General features: G+C 60.9%; 18 protein-coding genes and 1 other RNA gene. 7 read left to right on the top strand and 12 right to left on the bottom strand.

The genetic code is table 11. The features are described 5' to 3' along the window. Nucleotides 1-79: 79 nt before the first annotated feature. Nucleotides 80-1,249 (bottom strand): acetylornithine deacetylase, encoded by a 1,170-nt coding sequence (argE, locus tag ACYZUD_RS25290; RefSeq protein WP_462020653.1) that lies wholly within the window; start codon nucleotides 1,247-1,249, stop codon nucleotides 80-82. A gap of 156 nt (nucleotides 1,250-1,405) precedes the next feature. Here argE and ACYZUD_RS25285 point away from each other — a divergent pair, with 156 nt between their 5' ends. Beyond that, the gene (locus tag ACYZUD_RS25285; protein ID WP_462020652.1) at nucleotides 1,406-2,773 is read left to right on the top strand and encodes a CYTH domain-containing protein; all 1,368 of its coding nucleotides are present in this window, start codon (nucleotides 1,406-1,408) and stop codon (nucleotides 2,771-2,773) included. 120 nt (nucleotides 2,774-2,893) lie between these two features. Here ACYZUD_RS25285 and ACYZUD_RS25280 read toward each other — a convergent pair whose 3' ends face one another. Beyond that, nucleotides 2,894-3,358 carry an Lrp/AsnC family transcriptional regulator gene (locus ACYZUD_RS25280; RefSeq protein WP_046045137.1) on the bottom strand — a complete coding sequence of 155 codons (465 nt, stop codon included), beginning with the start codon at nucleotides 3,356-3,358 and terminating at the stop codon, nucleotides 2,894-2,896. Between the two features lie 126 nt (nucleotides 3,359-3,484). Here ACYZUD_RS25280 and ACYZUD_RS25275 point away from each other — a divergent pair, with 126 nt between their 5' ends. From ACYZUD_RS25275 to ACYZUD_RS25265, 3 genes are all read left to right on the top strand, one after another. Continuing rightward, nucleotides 3,485-3,823: a hypothetical protein gene (locus ACYZUD_RS25275; protein ID WP_462020651.1), complete on the top strand. Its 339-nt coding sequence runs from the start codon at nucleotides 3,485-3,487 to the stop codon at nucleotides 3,821-3,823. A gap of 90 nt (nucleotides 3,824-3,913) precedes the next feature. Then, complete coding sequence (locus tag ACYZUD_RS25270; RefSeq protein WP_462020650.1) at nucleotides 3,914-5,698, top strand: GspE/PulE family protein; 1,785 nt, start codon at nucleotides 3,914-3,916, stop codon at nucleotides 5,696-5,698. An 84-nt stretch (nucleotides 5,699-5,782) separates the two neighbouring features. After that, the gene (locus ACYZUD_RS25265) at nucleotides 5,783-6,100 is read left to right on the top strand and encodes a DUF2388 domain-containing protein (protein ID WP_462020649.1); all 318 of its coding nucleotides are present in this window, start codon (nucleotides 5,783-5,785) and stop codon (nucleotides 6,098-6,100) included. Nucleotides 6,101-6,276: 176 nt separating this feature from the next. Here ACYZUD_RS25265 and gcvP read toward each other — a convergent pair whose 3' ends face one another. The 10 genes from gcvP to ACYZUD_RS25215 all read right to left on the bottom strand — a co-directional run bounded on the left by gcvP (nucleotide 6,277) and on the right by ACYZUD_RS25215 (nucleotide 18,883). Then, nucleotides 6,277-9,150 (bottom strand): aminomethyl-transferring glycine dehydrogenase, encoded by a 2,874-nt coding sequence (gcvP, locus tag ACYZUD_RS25260; RefSeq protein WP_462020648.1) that lies wholly within the window; start codon nucleotides 9,148-9,150, stop codon nucleotides 6,277-6,279. Nucleotides 9,151-9,375: 225 nt separating this feature from the next. After that, nucleotides 9,376-9,759: a glycine cleavage system protein GcvH gene (gcvH, locus tag ACYZUD_RS25255; RefSeq protein WP_462020647.1), complete on the bottom strand. Its 384-nt coding sequence runs from the start codon at nucleotides 9,757-9,759 to the stop codon at nucleotides 9,376-9,378. Between the two features lie 48 nt (nucleotides 9,760-9,807). After that, on the bottom strand, nucleotides 9,808-10,890 hold the full coding sequence (gcvT, locus tag ACYZUD_RS25250; RefSeq protein WP_462020646.1) for a glycine cleavage system aminomethyltransferase GcvT: 1,083 nt from the start codon (nucleotides 10,888-10,890) through the stop codon (nucleotides 9,808-9,810). 156 nt (nucleotides 10,891-11,046) lie between these two features. Beyond that, complete coding sequence (locus ACYZUD_RS25245) at nucleotides 11,047-12,663, bottom strand: ABC transporter permease (RefSeq protein ID WP_462020645.1); 1,617 nt, start codon at nucleotides 12,661-12,663, stop codon at nucleotides 11,047-11,049. A 156-nt stretch (nucleotides 12,664-12,819) separates the two neighbouring features. Beyond that, nucleotides 12,820-13,824 carry an extracellular solute-binding protein gene (locus ACYZUD_RS25240; RefSeq protein WP_462020644.1) on the bottom strand — a complete coding sequence of 335 codons (1,005 nt, stop codon included), beginning with the start codon at nucleotides 13,822-13,824 and terminating at the stop codon, nucleotides 12,820-12,822. Nucleotides 13,825-14,071: 247 nt separating this feature from the next. Then, nucleotides 14,072-15,289 (bottom strand): 2-octaprenyl-3-methyl-6-methoxy-1,4-benzoquinol hydroxylase, encoded by a 1,218-nt coding sequence (locus ACYZUD_RS25235; protein ID WP_462025112.1) that lies wholly within the window; start codon nucleotides 15,287-15,289, stop codon nucleotides 14,072-14,074. 9 nt (nucleotides 15,290-15,298) lie between these two features. Continuing rightward, nucleotides 15,299-15,784 (bottom strand): DUF4442 domain-containing protein, encoded by a 486-nt coding sequence (locus tag ACYZUD_RS25230; protein WP_462020643.1) that lies wholly within the window; start codon nucleotides 15,782-15,784, stop codon nucleotides 15,299-15,301. Continuing rightward, on the bottom strand, nucleotides 15,777-16,964 hold the full coding sequence (ubiH, locus tag ACYZUD_RS25225; RefSeq protein WP_462020642.1) for a 2-octaprenyl-6-methoxyphenyl hydroxylase: 1,188 nt from the start codon (nucleotides 16,962-16,964) through the stop codon (nucleotides 15,777-15,779). Before ubiH ends, ACYZUD_RS25230 begins: the two co-directional genes overlap by 8 nt. After that, the gene (pepP, locus tag ACYZUD_RS25220; RefSeq protein WP_462020641.1) at nucleotides 16,961-18,295 is read right to left on the bottom strand and encodes a Xaa-Pro aminopeptidase; all 1,335 of its coding nucleotides are present in this window, start codon (nucleotides 18,293-18,295) and stop codon (nucleotides 16,961-16,963) included. Before pepP ends, ubiH begins: the two co-directional genes overlap by 4 nt. A 27-nt stretch (nucleotides 18,296-18,322) precedes the next feature. Further along, a complete protein-coding gene (locus tag ACYZUD_RS25215; RefSeq protein WP_462020640.1) occupies nucleotides 18,323-18,883 on the bottom strand; it encodes a YecA/YgfB family protein in 561 nt (186 codons plus the stop codon). Between the two features lie 194 nt (nucleotides 18,884-19,077). Between ACYZUD_RS25215 and ACYZUD_RS25210 the strand changes: the two genes are divergently transcribed. The 3 genes from ACYZUD_RS25210 to ssrS all read left to right on the top strand — a co-directional run bounded on the left by ACYZUD_RS25210 (nucleotide 19,078) and on the right by ssrS (nucleotide 19,810). Beyond that, nucleotides 19,078-19,287 (top strand): TIGR02449 family protein, encoded by a 210-nt coding sequence (locus ACYZUD_RS25210; protein WP_169991256.1) that lies wholly within the window; start codon nucleotides 19,078-19,080, stop codon nucleotides 19,285-19,287. Then, nucleotides 19,284-19,601 (top strand): cell division protein ZapA, encoded by a 318-nt coding sequence (locus tag ACYZUD_RS25205; RefSeq protein ID WP_007942435.1) that lies wholly within the window; start codon nucleotides 19,284-19,286, stop codon nucleotides 19,599-19,601. Before ACYZUD_RS25210 ends, ACYZUD_RS25205 begins: the two co-directional genes overlap by 4 nt. Nucleotides 19,602-19,631: 30 nt before the next feature. Next, nucleotides 19,632-19,810: non-coding RNA, 6S RNA (gene ssrS, locus ACYZUD_RS25200), on the top strand. Nucleotides 19,811-19,880 lie beyond the last annotated feature (70 nt).

Raw genomic sequence — 19,880 nt, 5'->3', positions numbered from 1 at the left:
CGAAGGTGGCGTGTCAGACACATCAGTTTCGACTGACACTCTGCTTTCGCGAGCAGGCTCGCTCCCACATGGATGGTACTCAACTGACCGGCATTGGCGTTTTGGCCGGTGTCAGGCAGTAATGTTCAATCAGTTGACGTAATAGATGCACGGTAGGCTGCAAACGTGACATTTCGAGGTACTCCCCCGGTTGGTGGGCACAGGCGATATCGCCAGGGCCGAGCACCAGTGTTTCGCAACCAAGACGCTGAAGATAAGGCGCTTCGGTGCCGAACGCCACTGCTTCGGCGCGATGGCCGGTGAGCCTTTCGGCGACCCGGACCAATTCCGCATCCTCCGCTTGCTCGAAGGGCGGCACTTCGGGGAACAACGGCGCGTAATCGATCTTCACCTGATGCCGTTCGGCAACCGGCCTGAGCCTTTTCAAAATCTCTGCGCGCAGGGCTTTGGGATCCATGCCCGGCAACGGTCGCAGGTCAAACTCCAGGGAACACTGGCCACAGATGCGATTGGGATTATCGCCGCCATGGATGCAGCCGAAATTCATCGTGGGTTGAGGCACGCTGAATTGCGGATTACGGAACTCGCGTTGCCAGAGCAGGCGCAAACCGCGCAGTTCGCCAATGGCGTCGTGCATGGCTTCGAGGGCGCTATGGCCCAGGCTTGGGTCCGAGGAGTGGCCGCTCTGACCGAGGATATCGATGCGCTCCATCATGATGCCTTTGTGCATGCGGATCGGCTTGAGCCCGGTCGGCTCGCCGATGACCGCCGCACGACCCAATGGCCGTCCGGCTGCGGCCAGTGCGCGTGCACCGGACATCGAACTCTCTTCATCGCAGGTGGCGAGGATCAGCAGCGGTTGTTTGAACGGTCGGTCGAGCAAGGGCACGACGGCTTCGATGACCAGGGCGAAAAAACCCTTCATGTCGCAACTGCCCAGGCCGACCCAACGACCGTCGACTTCGGTCAGCTTCAGTGGATCGGTCTGCCATAGCGCGCCGTCGAACGGCACGGTGTCACTATGACCGGCCAGCACCAAGCCACCGGGGCCGGAACCGAAACTGGCGAGCAGGTTGAATTTGCCGGGGCTGACCTGCTGAATGTCGCAGGCAAAACCCAAGTCCCCAAGCCACGTCGCCAGCAAGTCGATCACCGGACGGTTGGATTGATCGAGGCTGGGTTGGGTACAGCTGACAGACGGTGCGGCGATCAGCGCAGCGAACTGATCTTTCATGGACGGCAAAGGCATCGCTGACTCCAACTCCCGGATTGAAGTCCATCATAGAACCATCCGGCGACAGGAATAAACCGTCGCGGCGCGTAGTGACAGACAGTCCTGTACACTGCACGACCTTGGCAGCCACACATTCCCCCGGCTGCGCTCCCGATCCTGGATTTTCCGGCCATGCAGAAAGAAACCGAAATCAAACTCCGCGTCAGCCGCGAAACCCTCGCCGCCCTGCGCGAGCACCCGTTACTGAAAAAACGCAACAAAAGTGGCTGGGAACGCCGTGAACTGATGAACCAGTACTTCGACACGCCTGAGCGCGACCTGGCCCGCGCCAAGGTTGCCCTGCGCTTGCGCCGCGACGGCGAAGAAGTGATTCAGACCCTCAAGACCCGTGGCCAGAGCGTCGCCGGTTTGTCCGAGCGTAACGAATACGACTGGAACCTGCCCAAAGCCAAGCTCGATGTGAAGAAACTCGACGGCGAATGCTGGCCAGAAGAGCTGGCCGAGCTGGACAAGAAAACCCTGAAAGCCATCTTCACCACCGATTTCGTCCGCGAACGCGCCGAAATCGCCTGGGGTCGTGGCAAGACCAAAGTGGTCATCGAAGCCGCGCTGGACCTGGGCCACGTGGTGGTCGGCAAGCAGAAAGAAGAAATCTGCGAGCTGGAGCTGGAATTGCGCGAAGGCGAGCCGGCGGCTCTGTTGGAACTGGCCGCCGAACTGGCCGCAACCCTGCCCTTGATGCCCTGTGACATCAGCAAGGCCGAGCGCGGTTATCGTTTGTACGACGCCAACAGCTACTCGCTGAGCCTGCCGGCGCCGCAGATCACCACTGAAATGCCGCTGGATGACGCGTTCGCCGCCCTGAGCTGGCACTTGCTGGGCAGCAGCCAGCGTCTGGCCGAGCAGTATCGCTTCAATGGCCACTGGCGCCTGTTGCAGGACTGGGTCGAAAACCTGGCCGAACTGCGCGCGCTGCTCAGCAGCCTGGGTCAGGCCGCTCCGCGTCAGTCGACTCACGATCTGCGGGTCGCGCTGGATGCCTTGCTCGAAGACTGGCGCCCACTGGTGCAAGCCGGTCTGGACGATGAAGACGTGCGCAAGGCCGCGCCGGAACAGTTCCTCGAAGAACTGGAAGATCCACGTTGGGGCCTGTTCTCCCTGAACACTTCGCGCTGGTTGCTCGCCCGCACCTGGGCTGCCGATCGTAACGTCCGTGGCAATCGCCAGGGCGCTGCGCAACTGGGCAGCTGGCTGCCGCGCCTGCTGGGCGAAGAAGCCAACTCACTGCAATTGCAGCGATATCAGCAACAGCCGGAAGACCTGGCCGAGCAACTGCCGCGCATCGAGCGTATCCAGGCCTGGATGCACCACGCCCGCAACGTGCTGGACATCCCGGAAATGGATCGCCTGTACGGTGAACTGAACAAACTCGCGCAACTGGCCAACGAGCCGATCACCGATGAATCCCTGGACGCGCGCAAGCAGCAGGCGATTGCGGTGTATCAGAATCGTGCCTGGAAGATGCTGCTGCGTATGTAATACCGCTATCGCGAGCAGGCTCGCTCCCACACTGGATCTTCTGTAAACACATGGAACACCAGAGATCAAATGTGGGAGCGAGCCTGCTCGCGATGGGGCCAGCCCTTACACCGCAAAGCGTCAGACTGGCAAACTCGTCGTGGACTTGATCTCCGACAACGCCACGATCGAGTTCACCTCCTGAATCCCCGGCACCATCGACAGCTTCTCGAAGAAGAAGCGTTCATACGCTTCAATATCCGCCGTCACAATCCGCAGCAAGAAATCCACCGACCCCATCAGCACATAACACTCCAGCACTTCGGGAAACCCGCGAATCGCCTCGGTGAACTCGGTGAAGTTCGAACGCCCATGCGCGTTGAGCTTGATTTCGGCGAAGATCTGCGTGTTCAAGCCGATTTTCTTCCGATCAAGCAGCGTCACCTGACCGCGAATGATCCCCTCCTCCTTCATCCGCTGAATCCGCCGCCAGCACGGCGACTGCGAGAGCCCCACCTGTTCGGCGATCTGCGCACTGGACAGTGAAGCGTCCTCTTGTAGCAACGCGAGAATCTTGCGGTCGTAGCCATCCAGCTCGCTATGCATAGAAAAACCCTAAATTTATAGTTTTTCGAATCGATCAATTCGATAAGTCGCCATTAAGCCCAATCATAGATAAGAAATGCCCGGCACTGAATGTAAAAATTCCTCCAGTGATTTTGGAGACCGAGCATGCCGCATCTAGAAGCAGTGAACACCCCGCACACCCGCGCCGATGTCTGGAACGTCAGCAACGCCCACTGCCGCGTTCACTATCAACTGCTGGCCGAGGCCGAACCGGACCTGCTGTGCCGTGCGCTCAACCTGTTTGCCTTGCAGTTCCTGACGCCGCAACAGGTCAACGTGCAGCGGATCGACGATCTGCTGTCGATCGACATCGTCATGGACGGCCTGAGCTGGCACCGTGCCCAAGTGATTGCAGAAAAATTACGTAACCTGATCAGCGTCTGCTCGGTGGAACTGCAAGCGGCTGATTCTGCTTGGGTCGAAGCGGCTCAGGCGGCGAGCTGAAAAAACTCGACACGGCTTCGTCGGGTAGTGGCCCAACGGTCGGTGGGTCCGCGACTATCCTTTGCGAACTGTTGTTCACGAGGAGCCCGCATGTCCGTTCAACTTGCCATTCAGGACCGCTGGCTGGATCTCAACGAGTTACTGCGTGAGTTGGTCGCCCAGGGCTTCATCAGCCAGGACTCGGCCGAGCACGCGCTCAATGCCCGACGCCGCCACGCCGCCAATGGCCAGATGCATCCATTGGAATTCATCGCCAGCCAACACCTGGACGACCTCAGCCGTCCCGGCAAACACCTCGACCTGGAAAGCCTGACCCTGTGGCTGTCGCAGCAGGCCGGTCAGCCTTACTTGCGCATCGATCCGCTGAAAATCAACGTCGCGGCCATTACCCCGCTGATGTCCTACGCCTTCGCCCAGCGCCACAAGATTCTCGCGGTGTCCATCGACCGTGACGCGGTGACCGTGGCCAGCGCCCAGCCTTACGTCAACGGCTGGGAAGCCGATCTGACCCACGTGTTGAAGCTGCCGATCAAGCGCGTGGTGGCCAACCCGGTGGACATCCAGCGCTTCAGCGTGGAGTTTTTCCGCCTCGCCAAATCAGTCAGCGGTGCAACAAACGCCGACCAGCAGACGAACACCCTGGGCAACTTCGAACAACTGCTCAACCTCGGTGCCAGCGACCAGGAACCGGACGCCAACGACGCGCACATCGTCAACATCGTCGACTGGCTGTTCCAGTACGCGTTCCAGCAGCGGGCCAGCGATATCCACATCGAACCCCGGCGCGAGCAAGGCACGGTGCGCTTTCGCATCGATGGCGTACTGCACAACGTCTACCAATTCCCGCCGCAGGTGACCATGGCGATCGTCAGTCGCCTGAAAAGCCTTGGGCGGATGAACGTCGCAGAAAAGCGCAAACCCCAGGACGGCCGGGTGAAGACCAAGACCCCGGACGGCGGCGAAGTCGAGTTGCGGCTGTCGACATTGCCGACAGCCTTCGGCGAAAAAATGGTCATGCGGATCTTCGATCCGGAAGTGCTGCTCAAGGATTTCGACCAGTTGGGGTTTTCCGCCGAAGACCTGCGCCGCTGGCAGGACATGACGAGCCAACCCAACGGCATCATCCTCGTCACCGGGCCGACCGGGTCGGGCAAAACCACCACGCTCTACACCACCCTGAAGAAGCTGGCGACGCCAGAGGTCAACCTCTGCACCATCGAAGACCCAATCGAAATGGTCGAGCCAGCCTTCAACCAGATGCAGGTGCAACACAACATCGACCTGACCTTCGCCGCCGGCGTGCGCGCGCTGATGCGGCAAGATCCGGACATCATCATGATCGGTGAGATCCGCGACCTCGAAACTGCCGAGATGGCCATTCAGGCCGCGCTCACCGGTCACCTGGTCTTGTCGACGCTGCACACCAACGATGCGCCCAGCGCCATCAGCCGCCTGCTGGAACTCGGCGTGCCGCATTACCTGATCAAGGCCACGGTGCTCGGCGTCATGGCCCAGCGTCTGGTCCGCACCTTGTGCCCCCACTGCAAGGCACCGCTGACCTTGGGCGAAGAAGACTGGCAAACCTTGACCCGGCCCTGGCAGGCACCGTTGCCGAACAACGCACAACGCGCCGTTGGCTGCCTGGAGTGCCGCGACACCGGCTATCGCGGGCGCGCCGGGGTCTACGAAATCATGCAGTTGACTGACGGCGTCAAAGCGCTGATCAGCCCGGATACGGATTTGCTCGCGGTACGCCGCCAGGCATTCAAGGAAGGCATGCGCAGTCTGCGGCTGTCGGGGGCGCAGAAAGTGGCGGCGGGTTTGACGACGATCGAGGAGGTATTGCGGGTGACGCCGCAGAGCGAGCAGAAATAGCCTGCAGGGGAAAAAAATCGTGATGGAACTCGACAGGGCCATTGGCAATCAAACCCCGTAGTTAACCCAGTGGAGTCACCCATCATGCGTCTCAAACTTGCTGTCGCTACCATCGCCTTGTTGTCCCTTCCCGTCGGTTCGGCGATGGCCGATGGCTTTTGGCGTAACGTCATCTCCTCCGGCGCAACCACCGGCTCGACTTACCTGACGTTCAAGGATCACAAGCTGATCATTGCCGCCCAGGACGATGCCGGCAGCTTCGTCGCCAGTGACGGCGGCATCCGCGGCCCGTACCTGGAAGCGGCGATGCAGAAAGTCCGCGCCGACAACCCGGGCTTGCAGGCTACGGACATGGAGCTGGCGAATGCGATCCTGGCGAAGAATGCCGTCGCTTCGGAATAAGTTTTACAGCTGAACAAAAATGCCGCTCACATGAGCGGCATTTTTTTGCCCGACACAAACTCCTGTGGGAGCGAGCCTGCTCGCGATAGCGGTGGATCAGTCGACATCATCCGCGACTGTTACACCGCTATCGCGAGCAGGCTCGCTCCCACAGGAGTTATGTGTGTTGTGGTGTTTCAGCGGTAATCGTCCACAGGTACACAGGCGCAGAACAGGTTCCGGTCGCCGTAGACGTTATCGACACGATTCACCACCGGCCAATACTTATGGGCCTTGGTATGCGCATCCGGTGTCACCGCCTGCTCGATACTGTAAGGCCGCTCCCAAACCCCGGTGATGTCGGCCAGTGTGTGCGGCGAACGTTTCAGCGGATTGTCCTCGGCCGGCCAGTTGCCGTTCTGCACCTCGGTGATTTCCGCGCGAATGCTCAGCATCGCCCCGATAAAACGGTCCAGCTCTGCCTTCGACTCACTTTCGGTCGGTTCGACCATCAACGTCCCCGGCACCGGAAATGACATGGTCGGCGCATGGAAGCCGTAGTCCATCAGGCGCTTGGCCACGTCCTCTTCGCTGATCCCGGTCAGCGCCTTGAGTGGCCGCAGGTCGAGAATGCATTCGTGCGCCACCCGCTCGTTGCGTCCGGTGTAGAGCACCGGGAACGCACCGGACAAATGCTGCGCCAGGTAATTCGCGGCGAGGATCGCCACCTCGCTGGCGTCCGCCAATTGCGGCCCCATCATCGCGATGTACATCCAGCTGATCGGCAGAATGCTCGCGCTGCCCCAAGGCGCCGCGCTGACTGCGCCGTTCTGCGGCAATGGTCCTTCAATCGCCACCACCGGGTGATTGGCCACGAATGGCGCCAGATGCGCCCGCACACCAATTGGCCCCATGCCCGGCCCGCCCCCGCCATGGGGAATACAGAATGTCTTGTGCAGGTTCATGTGGGACACGTCGGCGCCAATGTCCGCCGGCCGCGCCAGTCCAACCTGCGCATTGAGATTGGCGCCATCCATGTACACCTGACCGCCGTGGCTGTGGATAACTTCACAAATCTCGCTGATGCCTTCCTCGTACACGCCGTGGGTCGAAGGATAAGTCGCCATCAGGCAGGCAAGTTTGTCTCCGGCCTCAGCGGCTTTGGCTTTCAGGTCGTCCAGATCGACGTTACCCGCCTCGTCACACTCGACAATCACCACCCGCATTCCGGCCATTTGCGCCGAAGCCGGGTTGGTGCCATGGGCCGAGGACGGGATCAGACAGATATCCCGAGCGCCTTGGTGACGGCTCTCGTGATATTTGCGGATCGCCAGCAACCCGGCGTATTCGCCTTGGGCACCGGAATTGGGTTGCATGCAGATCGCATCGAAACCGGTGATCGCGCAGAGCCAGCGCTCCAGTTCCTCGATCATCAGCGAATAGCCCACTGCCTGCTCTTTCGGCACGAACGGGTGCAGGTTGGCGAACTGCGGCCAGGTGATGGGGATCATCTCGCTGGTGGCGTTGAGCTTCATAGTGCAGGAGCCCAGCGGGATCATTGACTGGTTGAGGGCAAGGTCCTTGTTCTCCAGTTGTTTAAGGTAACGCAGCATCTCGGTTTCGCTGTGATGAGCGTTGAATACCGGGTGACGCAAGTAGGGCGAGGTTCGCAGCAGCCCGCCGGGAATGCCGGAAGGCAGGGTTTCGGCATCCAGTTCGTCGACGTTGAGCCCATGATCGGCACCGAGAAACACATCGAACAACTTCGCCACGGTGGTTTCGTCAGAGGTTTCGTCGAGGCTCAGGCCCAACTGCCCGCGCCCGAGAATGCGCAGGTTGATCTGCGCTGCCTGGGCGCTTTCGATGATTGCAGTCTGAGTGCCACCCACTTCCAGCGTCAGCGTGTCGAAAAAATGTTTGTTGAGGCGAGTGATGCCGTGGCGTTCAAGGCCCGCAGCGAGGATGCCAGTCAGTCGGTGAACCCGTTGGGCAACTCGCTTCAGCCCTTCCGGACCGTGGTAGACCGCGTAGAAACTGGCGATGTTGGCCAGCAGCACCTGCGCGGTGCAGATGTTCGAGTTGGCCTTCTCCCGACGGATGTGTTGCTCGCGGGTTTGCAGGGCCATGCGCAGGGCAACATTGCCGCGGGCATCTTTTGAGACGCCGATGATCCGGCCGGGAATCGCCCGCTTGTACTCGTCGCGACTGGCAAAAAAAGCCGCATGCGGGCCGCCATAACCCATGGGCACGCCAAATCGCTGGGATGAGCCGAACACCACGTCGGCGCCCAGTTCCCCCGGCGGTGTCAGCAACAGCAGGCTCAACAGATCGGTGGCGACGCAGGCCAGGGCTTGTTGTGCATGCAGGTGATCGATCAACGGACGAAGATCGCGGATTTCACCGTGGGTGTCGGGATATTGCAGCAGTGCGCCGAACACCTGGTGCTGCTTCAAGTTATCCACAGTGTCGATGATCAGTTCGAAGCCGAACCCCTCGGCTCGGGTCTGCACCACGGAAATGGTTTGCGGATGACAGTTTTCATCGACGAAGAACAGATTGCTTTTGGACTTGGCGACACGTTTGGCCAGCGCCATGGCTTCCGCCGCCGCGGTCGCTTCATCCAGCAACGAAGCATTGGCCAGTTCCAGGCCGGTCAGGTCGATGGTCAATTGCTGGAAGTTCAGCAGCGCTTCGAGCCGTCCTTGGGCGATTTCCGGTTGATAGGGCGTGTAGGCGGTGTACCAACCGGGATTTTCCAGCATGTTGCGCAGGATGACGTTCGGCGTGAGGGTGCCGTGGTAGCCCATGCCGATCAGGCTGGTCCAGACCTGGTTTTGCTCGGCGTAACCCCGGAGTTTGGCGAGCGCAGCTTCTTCGTCGAGGGCCGGCGGCAGGTCCAGCGCGCGGTTCAGGCGAATGCCCGGCGGCACCGTCTGCTCGATCAGCTCGACCCGGCTGCCGAGGCCGAGGCTGTCGAGCATCGCCTGCTGCTCCGCGGCATCGGGCCCCAGGTGGCGGCGTAGAAAGGCATTGGGGTCGCGTAACTGGCTCAAGGACGGCAACTGGGACATGACGGGCTCTCTCTTGGCTGGCGCTCAGCGTCGATGCAACACGGTCAAACCAGCATAGCAGCCACTGCCGCAGTGCCCTTGAAGATCAAAAGATCGCAGCCTTCGGCAGCTCCTACAGGGGATCGCATTCAATGTAGGAGCTGCCGAAGGCTGCGATCTTTTGATCTTTGTTTCACCCATGAAAAAGCCCCGACAAGTCGGGGCTTTGGGAGTAACGCTTAAGGCTTACTCGCCGATAGCGGCCTTGTAGCCCGCCGCATCAAGCAGCTTTTCCAGGTCAGCGGTGTTGCTTGGCTTGAGTTTGAAAATCCACGCGCCGTACGGGTCGGTGTTAAGCAGTTCAGGCGAACCGCTCAGGTCTTCGTTGATTGCGATCACTTCACCGGCAATCGGGGAATAGATGTCCGAAGCCGCTTTAACCGACTCGACCACACCGGATTGATCGCCGGCAGCGAAGACTTTTCCGACTTCGGTCAGCTCAACAAACACCACGTCACCCAGGGCTTCCTGAGCGTGATCGCTGATGCCCACGGTGACGGTGCCATCAGCTTCCAGACGCGCCCATTCGTGACTTTCGGCAAAACGCAGGTCGGCAGGGATATCGCTCATGTTCTGTGTCCTCAAAAAATGTCAGCGGTCGTTGCCCGCCAGAAAAGGTTAGATCAAGGTTTTGCCATGGCGTACGAAGGTCGGTTTGACCACTCGGACCGGGTACCACTTGCCACGGATTTCCACTTCTGCGCGGTCGGCAGTCGCCATCGGCACGCGCGCCAGTGCAATCGACTTGCTAAGCGTAGGAGAGAAACTACCACTGGTGATCTCCCCTTCGCCAACATCGGCGATACGGACCACTTGATGAGCGCGCAAAACCCCGCGTTCCTCAAGGACCAGACCCACCAGTTTGTGCTGTACGCCGCCATCCCGCTCGGCTTCCAGGGCAGTGCGACCGATGAACTGACGAGTGGCCGGTTCCCACGCAATACTCCAGGCCATGTTGGAGGCCAGCGGCGAAACGTCCTGATGAATGTCCTGGCCGTAGAGGTTCATGCCCGCTTCGACGCGCAGGGTATCCCGCGCCCCGAGGCCAATTGGCGAGATGCCCGCGCCCACCAGGTCGTTAAAGAATCCCGGCGCCTGATTGGCCGGCAGAATGATTTCAAGACCGTCTTCGCCGGTGTAACCGGTGCGGGCGATGAACCAGTCACCGTCGGCCTGGCCTTCGAAAGGCTTGAGTAGCTGGATCAGATTGCTGCGGGACTGTGTCACCAGCTCAGCAATCTTGTGCCGGGCCTGAGGACCTTGAATGGCCAGCATCGCCAGCTCGGAGCGCTCGTTGAGCTGCACATCGAAGCCACCGAGATGCGCCTGCATCCAGGCCAGGTCCTGATCGCGGGTGGAGGCGTTGACCACCAGGCGATAGGCGTCCTCGAGGCGGTAGACGATCATGTCGTCGACGATGCCTGCGTGCTCGTTGAGCATGGTGCTGTACAAGGCACGGCCGGTGCTGTGCAGACGTTCGACGTCATTGGCCAGCAAATGCTGGAGCCAGGCCTTTGCCTGGGGGCCGCTGACATCGATCACGGTCATGTGGGATACATCGAACACCCCGCAATCGCGGCGCACCTGATGGTGTTCCTCGACCTGCGAACCGTAATGCAATGGCATATCCCAACCGCCAAAATCGACCATCTTCGCACCAAGTGCGAGATGAAGGTCGTACAGAGGCGTACGCTGTCCCATGGGTTTCTCCTTCCGGGCGTGGCGAAGGTGCGGGCGGGTGCTGCGTCGAGTGAAAGCCTTGAAATAAAAGGCTTTCAGCCGATTTCAGCTACCTGGTCTGTAGGACGGACCGCACCGAATGCCGCGCATTGTAGCCTCAAGGTGTAGGACTGACACCTAGGCGTTTCGATGCGCTGAACGTCGAATCAATCCGATGACCGGTAATAGCCCCACCAGAACCAGGGTCAACGCCGGCAACGAAGCCCTCGCCCATTCGCCTTCGCTGGTCATTTCGAAGATGCGCACTGCCAGCGTGTCCCAGCCAAACGGGCGCATCAGCAGGGTCGCGGGCATTTCCTTGAGCACGTCGACGAACACCAGCAACGCGGCACTCAACGTGCCGGGCAGCAATAACGGCAGATACACTTTGAAAAACAGTCGTGGCCCACTGACGCCAAGGCTACGTGCCGCTTCGGGCAAAGAGGGCCGTATTCGCGCCAGGCTGCTTTCCAGCGGCCCGTAAGCCACCGCGATGAAACGCACCAGATAGGCCAGCAACAATGCCGACAGACTGCCCAGCAGCAATGGCTTGCCCGCGCCACCGAGCCAACCCGACAACGGTATGACCAGTTCGCGATCCAGATAACTGAACGCCAGCATGATCGACACCGCCAGCACCGAACCCGGCAAGGCGTAGCCAAGATTGGCCAGACTGACACCGGAACGAATCGCCCGGGTCGGCGCCAGGCGCCGGGCAAACGCCAGCACCAGGGCAACGCTGACGGTGATCAACGCCGCCATGCCGCCCAGGTACAAGGTATGGACGATCAGCCCGGCGTAACGCTCATCCAGATCGAAACGCCCACGCTGCCAGAACCACACCACCAGTTGCAGCATCGGAATGACGAAGGCGCAGGCGAATACCAGACCGCACCAACTCATCGCCGCCAGCGCTTTGAAGCCGCGCAGGTGATACAGCGCCTTGACCCGTGGTCGTTCGTTGCTCGCCCGGTTGGCCCCGCGCGCACGGCGCTCACCGTACAACACCAGCATCACCACCAGCAGCAACAGAGAGGCCAGTTGCGCAGCGGTGGAGAGGCTGAAAAAGCCGTACCAGGTCTTGTAGATGGCGGTGGTTAACGTGTCAAAGTTGAACACCGACACCGCACCGAAATCCGCCAGGGTTTCCATCAGTGCCAGCGCGACGCCGGCGCCGATGGCCGGGCGAGCCATCGGCAAGGCGACTCGCCAGAACGCCTGCCACGGGGATTGCCCTAGGACTCGCGCCGCTTCCATCAGGCCTTTGCCCTGAGCCAGGAACGCGGTGCGCGCCAACAGGTAAACGTAGGGATAGAAGACCAGCACCAGGACCAGAATCACCCCACCGGTGGAACGCACCCGCGGCAACCTCACTCCTGTGCCGAACCATTCACGGAGCAGGGTTTGCACAGGACCCGCGAAATCCAGCAGCCCGACGAAGACGAATGCCAGCACGTAGGCGGGAATGGCGAACGGCAGCATCAACGCCCAGTCCAGCCAGCGTCGTCCGGGGAACTCGCAGAGGCTGGTAAGCCAGGCCAGGCTTACGCCCAGCAGCGTTACGCCGATGCCGACGCCGATAACCAAGGTGAGCGTATTGCCCAGCAGCCGCGGCATCTGGGTCTCCCACAGGTGGGACCAGATCTGTTGATCGATGGTTTGCCATGACAACAGCAAAACGCTGAGGGGCAACAGGACCAGCGCAGCGATGGCGAAGACCAGGGGATACCAGCGGCGTTGGGCGGGGTGGGCCAAGGAAGGTCTCTCGCAGGCAAATCGTGAAGTGTAGGGAAAACGCAAAAAGATCGCAGCCTCGTTTCACTCGACAGCTCCTACATTGGGATGGCGTACCCATGTAGGAGCTGTCGAGTGAAACGAGGCTGCGATCTTTTGCTCTTTAGAACAGCAGGCTCAGTTCCAGCCAGCCCGATCCATCATGCGAATTGCTTCAGCCTGACGTTTGCCGGCGACTTCCACAGGCAACGTATCGGCGACGAACTTGCCCCAGGCTGCGACTTCCGCGGACGGCTGCACTGCAGGGTTGGCCGGGAATTCCTGGTTCACGTCAGCGAAGATTTTCTGCGCCTCAGGCGTGGTCATCCACTCCACCAGGGCCTTGGCCGCTTCCGGATGCGGGGCGTGTTTGGTCAGGCCGATGCCCGACAGGTTAACGTGTACGCCACGGTCACCCTGGTTCGGCCAGAACAGCTTCACCGCCAGGTCAGGTTTCTGTTTGTGCAGGCGACCGTAGTAGTAGGTGTTGACGATGCCGACGTCGCACTGGCCAGCGTTGATCGCTTCCAGCACCGCGACATCGTCGGAGAACACGTCGGTGGACAGGTTGTTGACCCAGCCCTTGAGGATCTTCTCGGTTTTGTCGGCGCCGTGGACTTCGATCATCGTGGCGGTCAGGGACTGGTTATAGACCTTCTTCGCCGTGCGCAGACACAGGCGACCTTCCCAGTTCTTGTCGGCCAGGCCTTCGTAAGTGGTCAGCTCACCCGGCTTCACCCGATCGGTGGAGTAGGCGATGGTCCGGGCCCGCAGACTCAGGCCGGTCCAGGCGTGAGAAGACGCGCGGTATTGCAGCGGAATGTTGGCGTCGATGGTTTTCGAGGTGAACGGTTGCAGGATGCCCATCTGCTCGGCCTGCCAGAGGTTGCCGGCATCTACGGTCAGCAGCAGGTCGGCGGTGGCGTTCTCGCCCTCGGCCTTGATGCGCTGCATCAGCGGTGCTTCCTTGTCGGTGATGAACTTCACCTGCACACCGGTTTTCGCGGTGTAGGCATCAAAGACCGGCTTGATCAGCTCGTCGATACGCGAGGAGTAAACCACCACCTCATCGGCGGCCTGGGCGGTGGTGCTGCCAATCAGGGTCAGGGCCAGTGCAGTCAGTAGACGCTTCGGTGCCAACATGGGAGCGGTCCCTCGATTGAAAAATAGAGGCTAAATGATAAGGACTCACATTTACCTTCTCAATCGAACAGTTTGTGGAGGAGTTACCAGATGTTGCACAACTGAATTCAACATTGAATGTACTGGCCCCATCACGAGCAGGCTCGCTCCCACAGGGGTGATCTGTGAACACATGATTTGTGAACACTGGAGATCTACTGTGGGAGCGAGCTTGCTCGCGATGGGGCAATCAGCCCCAACAAAAATGTCAGGCCTTGGCCAACGCCGGCAAATCCCCGGTCAACCCCAGCGCTTCACGCACGAACAACGCCTTGGCCTCAGGCATCTGGTCGACCATCTTCAACCCGGCATTACGCAACCAGCGCACCGGCAACGGATCGGCCTGGAACAGCCGCTCGAAGCCCTCCATCGCCGCCATCAATGCCAGGTTATGCGGCATGCGCCGACGCTCGTAACGACTCAGGACTTTCGTATCCGCCAACCGCTCGCCACGCGCCGCCGCTTGCAACAACACTTCGGCCAGCACGGCGGCATCGAGGAAACCGAGGTTCACGCCCTGCCCGGCCAACGGGTGAATGGTGTGGGCCGCATCGCCGATCAGCGCCAGGCCTTCAGCCACATAACGCTTGGCATGGCGCTGACGCAACGGCACGCAAAGTCGCGGGTCGGCGCTGAGCACCGTGCCGAGTCGGCCTTCGAAGGCCCTCTCCAGCTCCTGGCAGAAACCTTCGTCGTCCAGCGCCATCAGGCGTTCGGCTTCAGTCGGGATGGTCGACCAGACGATCGAACACCACTCCTGCTGACCGTCGCGCACCAGCGGCAGAAACGCCAGTGGACCGTTGTCGGTGAAACGCTGCCATGCAGTCATTTGATGAGGTTGGGAGCTGCGCACGCTGGTGACGATCGCGTGATGCATGTAATCCCACTCGCGAGTCGCAACGCCAGTCAGGCGCCGCACTGCCGAGTTGGCCCCATCCGCCGCGATCACCAGCGGTGCGCGCAACGTCCGGCCATCGGCCAGGGTCAGCAGCCAGTCGTCGCCGGAGCGGCGCATTTGTTCCAGACGCGCATTGGCCAGCATCCCGAGGTCGCAGCTGTGCAAGCGGTCGAGCAAGGCATCCTGAACCACGCGGTTCTCGACGATATGCCCCAGCACGTCGGCATGCACGCTGGCCGCCGAGAAACGGATCTGCCCGGTGCCACTGCCATCCCAGACCTGCATGTCGGTGTAAGGGCTGCTGCGCCGGTTGGCGATGCCGTCCCAGACGCCCAAACGCTCAAGAATCCGCTGGCTGGCGGCCGACAGGGCGCTCACTCGCGGTTCGAACGAAGCTTGAGCATCGAAGGGTTTGACGCTCAGCGGGCTGCCGTCCAGCAGCAGGACTTCCATCCCGCTGTCCTGCAACGCCAGCGCCAGGGCGCTACCGACCATTCCGGCCCCGACAATCAGCAGATCTGCGCGCATTTCCATGCTTTAAGCCTGTCTCGCTTGCGGCTTGAGCCGCACGTAAAGGGTTTTCTCGACCCGCGCCACCAAGGTGCCGGCGCCGTCGTGAATGTCGACCTGCAACTGCGGCAGGTATTTTTCGCCGTTCGCTGTCTGCCGGCGGATCTCGTCGAGCAAGGTATCGTCGATGCTGAAGCGGGCGAACACCGGACCTTTGCCCGGCGCGATGAAATCGATGTCCGCTGCTTTGTCCCAGACAATGTAATGACGTCCGAGGTTTTCCATCAGCATCAGCATGTAGAACGGATCGACCATCGAATACAGGCTGCCACCGAACTGGGTGCCGACGTAATTGCGGTTGTACCAGCCCAGGCCCATGGACACCCGGACTTCACGGAAATCATCGGCGATGTGCTGCACCCGAACACCGGCACCGAGGTACGGTGGGTAGAAGCTCATCATCCAGCGCATCAGTCGCGCCTTGCCGAACTGGCGGGTCAGCCACTTAAGCATCGGGACGCGTACCCAGCCCCATGGCCTGCCGGGCGAACCAGCGTTTGGCTGGCGGCAGCAGATCGAGGCCGAGCAGGCCGATGTTGCGGCCCAGGGACACCAGCGGCTGGGTGCTGCCGAACAATCGAGTGACCTGATCGGAGAACCCCACGGTCAGGTTCTGATCCAGACGCTGGCGCTCGCGGTAGGCCTGCAAGGTCGCGAAATCACCGGGAGCTGTTTCGCTGGCCAGCAAGGCATCCGCCAACGCCTGGGCATCGCGCAGGGACAGGTTGAATCCCTGGCCGGCAATCGGATGCAGGCTGTGAGCCGCGTTGCCGAGAATCGCCAGATGCGGACGCACTTGCTCTTCAGCTTCGATCAGCGACAGCGGATAAAGATGCCGTGCACCCACCTGCTTCAAGGTGCCGAGTCGATAGCCGAACACGCCCTGCAACTCACTGAGAAAGCTTCGCTCGTCGAGGGCCGCCAGCCGTTGCGCGTCCATCCCCTGCCGGGTCCAGACCAGGGCGCAGCGGTTGTCCGGCAACGGCAGCAAGGCCATCGGGCCGTCGTCGGTAAAACGCTCGAAAGCCATGCCGTTGTGCGCTTCGCTCGGCGTGATGTTGGCGATCAGCGCGCTCTGGTTGTACGGGCGTTTTTTGATGCCAATCCCCAGTTGCTCGCGCAGGCCGGAGCGGCCGCCATCAGCGAGCACCGCGAGGTCGCATTCCAGGGTGGTTTCATCGTTGAGGGTCAGGCGATAGCCATCGGTCAGCGGGTCCATGCGGGTGACTTCCGCCGGGCAACGCCAGGTGACCACGTCCTTGTCCAGGCCTTGCCAGAGGCATTGGCCGAGCCAGGCGTTTTCCACCACGTAACCCAGCGCCGGAACGCCCTCTTCCATCGCCGACAGGCGCGCGGTGGAGAAACGTCCACGGTCGGAGACATGAATCTGCTTGATCGGCTCGGCGCGACGGGAGATTTCCTGCCACACACCCAACCGTTGATAAATCTGCTTGGCACCATAGGACAGCGCCGAAGAACGGGCGTCGTAGCTCGGTTGGTAGCTGTCGCCAGGGGCAAACGGCTCGATCAGGACGATCTTCCAGCCTCGGGCCTTGGCCCCGGCCTGCAACGCCAACGCCAGACTGGCGCCAACCAACCCGCCACCGATGATTGCCAGATTGACTCGACTCATGCCGCTTGAGTCCGTGCAGCGGCCATCAAGGCCTCGATTTCGGCGACCGTTTTCGGCACGCCTTTGGTCAGGATTTCACAGCCGGTTTTAGTGACCACTACGTCGTCCTCGATGCGCACGCCAATGCCGCGCCATTTCTTCGCTACGTTCTGGTTATCCGGCGCGATGTAAATGCCCGGCTCCACGGTCAGCGCCATGCCGACTTCCAGCACGCGCCATTCGCCGCCGACCTTGTACTCGCCGACGTCATGCACATCCATGCCCAGCCAGTGACCGGCGCGGTGCATGTAAAACGCCTTATAGGCTTCGTTCGCGATCAGCTCGTCGACGTTGCCCTGCAACAGGCCCAGTTTCACCAGACCGGCAGTAATCACCCGGACCGTGGCTTCGTGGGCCTGATTCCAGTGTTTGTTCGGGGCGATTTCGGCGAATGCCGCTTCCTGCGAAGCCAGCACCAGCTCGTAGATTGCCTTCTGTTCCGCTGAATACTTGCCGTTGACCGGCCAGGTGCGGGTGATGTCGCTGGCGTAGCAGTCGATTTCGCAACCGGCATCGATCAGCACCAGATCACCGTCCTTGAGCACCGCGTCATTCTGCTGGTAATGCAGGATGCAACTGTTGCGCCCGGCGGCGACGATCGAACCGTAGGCCGGCATTTTCGCCCCGCCCTTGCGGAATTCGTAATCAAGCTCGGCTTCGAGGCTGAACTCATGCAGCCCGGCCCGGCTGGCCTGCATCGCGCGGATATGCGCCTGGGCGGAAATCCGTGCGGCTTCGCGCATCACCTTCACTTCTGCCGCCGATTTATACAGGCGCATGTCGTGAAGCAGATGATCCAGGGCAACGAATTCGTTCGGCGGCTGGGCGCCGAGGTGCGCCTTGGAACGGATCACGTTGATCCAGTCCATCAGGTGCCGATCGAATTCCGGGTTGCTGCCCATTGCCGAATAGACCCGGTCGCGGCCTTCGATCAGGCCCGGCAGGATGTCGTCGATGTCGGTGATCGGGAAGGCGTCGTCGGCGCCGAAATCACGGATCGCGCCTTCCTGGCCGGCACGCAGGCCGTCCCACAATTCTCGTTCGGCGTTGCGTTCACGGCAGAACAGCACGTACTCGCCATGTTCGCGACCGGGCATCAGGACGATAACGGCCTGAGGCTCGGGGAAGCCGCTGAGGTACTGGAAGTCGCTGTCCTGACGGTAGACGTGCTCGACGTCGCGATTGCGGATGGCAACCGCGGCGGCGGGCAGAATGGCGATGCTGTTGGGTTCCATCTGCGCCATCAGGGCCTTGCGGCGACGGCTGTATTCCGATTTCGGGATATGAATCATGGGCAGATGGCTTTCCCTGGCTTGCGATTAATGCAACGACGGTTTGGCGGCAGCCTGTGCGTCCGGCTTCTTGGTTTCGGAGAACAGCAGCAGCGGCGCGACGCGCAGGTACTCCATCACTTCCATGTAGTCGCTTTCGCCGTCGTCGGACTCTTCCAGCGCGTCTTGCACCTGGGCGATGGCCGCCAGGTCTTGCAGCACTTCGGTGGCCTCGGTGCTCAGCATGCTGCTATCGCGGCAGTTCAGGCCGAAACCGCTGAGAAAGCCCTGGCACCATTGGCCCAGTGCAGCGGCACGGTCAGCCAGCGGCTCGTCATCGGTCGGCAGCAGCAGAACGACGGTCACGTCGTCGCCGGTCAGCTCGCCCTTGACCATCTCTTGCAGGCCGATCAAGGCATTGCGGACGTTGTCTTGCGGCTCGCCTTCGAGCAGTTCGGCGGCATCAACCAGCCAGCCTTCGGCATCGAAGCCGGCACCGGCGCAACTGCGACCGAGCAGCAGGCCATGCAGTTCAGCAGGCGAGACGTTATGACCGCTGGAAGTCAGCAGGGTGGCGAAGGCTTGGTACGGGGAATTCTGAATGGGCATGGGCAGCTAGGCGCCAGACGGCGCTATGTCTAGAATGAAGGCCTTGTATCCTACATCGACTACCCCTGTAGGAGCGAGCTTGCTCGCGATGGTCGCCAACGATAACGCTGGGTACCTGACACCCTGCGGCATTCTTGGGCTCATCGCGAGCAAGCTCGCTCCTACAGCCCAACACCCATCAGACAGTGAAGACAATGGAAGACACCGACCTGCAAGCGCTGATGGCCAGACTCGAACTGCTAATTGCCCGTGTCGAGCAACTAAAGAGCCAAAACGGACTCCTATTAGCTCAGGAAAAGACCTGGCGCGAGGAACGCGCGCACCTCATTGAAAAGAACGAAATCGCACGGCGTAAGGTCGAATCGATGATTTCGCGCCTCAAGGCCCTGGAGCAAGACTCATGAGTTCAAGCAATAGCGTTACCGTGCAGATCCTCGACAAAGAATATTCGATCATCTGCCCCCAGGAAGAGCGCAGTAACCTGGTGAGCGCCGCCCGTTACCTGGACGGCAAGATGCGCGAAATCCGCAGCAGCGGCAAAGTCATCGGCGCCGATCGCATCGCCGTGATGGCCGCGCTGAACATCACCCATGATCTTCTGCACAAGGAAGAACGCCCGGATGTACAGGCCAGCGGCTCGACCCGCGAGCAGGTTCGCGACCTGCTGGACCGCGTCGATCTGGTGCTCGCCACCGATCCGGACGTCACCAAGGGCTGATTCGTCGGACCGCTTGGGTTATACTCGCAGCACTCCCTGGGGTGCTTGCCAGTTGACCACGTCCCTGAGCCGATTCGCACTACCCTGGAAGTTGCACGTTGGGCTGGTGTGCATGTCCGCTAGACGGAAAGCCTTAAAGCCTACTGCATCTTCCACCTTGAACTTTCGGGTTCAAGGGCTAAGTCAGCAGCGGTTCATCCGGGGAGCCTGATTCCAGTCCGATGCCGGTTTAAATACCGGCATCGGCTTTTTTACGGGTACGCTTTGTGTACCCGCACT

This window comes from Pseudomonas sp. XS1P51, from assembly GCF_054897845.1.
Note: the sequence above shows the minus strand (reverse complement) of the source record. Positions and strands in the feature narration are given on the sequence as shown.

Bases quoted from the DNA above. Each gene is read 5' to 3' on its own strand.
- gcvT (WP_462020646.1), bottom strand. From the start codon at position 10,890: ATGGGACAGCGTACGCCTCTGTACGACCTTCATCTCGCACTTGGTGCG.
- gcvP (WP_462020648.1), bottom strand. From the start codon at position 9,150: ATGTCCCAGTTGCCGTCCTTGAGCCAGTTACGCGACCCCAATGCCTTT.
- ACYZUD_RS25285 (WP_462020652.1), top strand. From the start codon at position 1,406: ATGCAGAAAGAAACCGAAATCAAACTCCGCGTCAGCCGCGAAACCCTC.
- ACYZUD_RS25215 (WP_462020640.1), bottom strand. From the start codon at position 18,883: ATGCCCATTCAGAATTCCCCGTACCAAGCCTTCGCCACCCTGCTGACT.
- ACYZUD_RS25240 (WP_462020644.1), bottom strand. From the start codon at position 13,824: ATGTTGGCACCGAAGCGTCTACTGACTGCACTGGCCCTGACCCTGATT.
- ACYZUD_RS25275 (WP_462020651.1), top strand. From the start codon at position 3,485: ATGCCGCATCTAGAAGCAGTGAACACCCCGCACACCCGCGCCGATGTC.
- ACYZUD_RS25270 (WP_462020650.1), top strand. From the start codon at position 3,914: ATGTCCGTTCAACTTGCCATTCAGGACCGCTGGCTGGATCTCAACGAG.
- ACYZUD_RS25210 (WP_169991256.1), top strand. From the start codon at position 19,078: ATGGAAGACACCGACCTGCAAGCGCTGATGGCCAGACTCGAACTGCTA.
- ACYZUD_RS25280 (WP_046045137.1), bottom strand. From the start codon at position 3,358: ATGCATAGCGAGCTGGATGGCTACGACCGCAAGATTCTCGCGTTGCTA.
- pepP (WP_462020641.1), bottom strand. From the start codon at position 18,295: ATGATTCATATCCCGAAATCGGAATACAGCCGTCGCCGCAAGGCCCTG.
- gcvH (WP_462020647.1), bottom strand. From the start codon at position 9,759: ATGAGCGATATCCCTGCCGACCTGCGTTTTGCCGAAAGTCACGAATGG.
- ACYZUD_RS25205 (WP_007942435.1), top strand. From the start codon at position 19,284: ATGAGTTCAAGCAATAGCGTTACCGTGCAGATCCTCGACAAAGAATAT.
- ACYZUD_RS25230 (WP_462020643.1), bottom strand. From the start codon at position 15,784: ATGCTTAAGTGGCTGACCCGCCAGTTCGGCAAGGCGCGACTGATGCGC.
- argE (WP_462020653.1), bottom strand. From the start codon at position 1,249: ATGCCTTTGCCGTCCATGAAAGATCAGTTCGCTGCGCTGATCGCCGCA.
- ACYZUD_RS25265 (WP_462020649.1), top strand. From the start codon at position 5,783: ATGCGTCTCAAACTTGCTGTCGCTACCATCGCCTTGTTGTCCCTTCCC.
- ACYZUD_RS25235 (WP_462025112.1), bottom strand. From the start codon at position 15,289: ATGCGCGCAGATCTGCTGATTGTCGGGGCCGGAATGGTCGGTAGCGCC.
- ubiH (WP_462020642.1), bottom strand. From the start codon at position 16,964: ATGAGTCGAGTCAATCTGGCAATCATCGGTGGCGGGTTGGTTGGCGCC.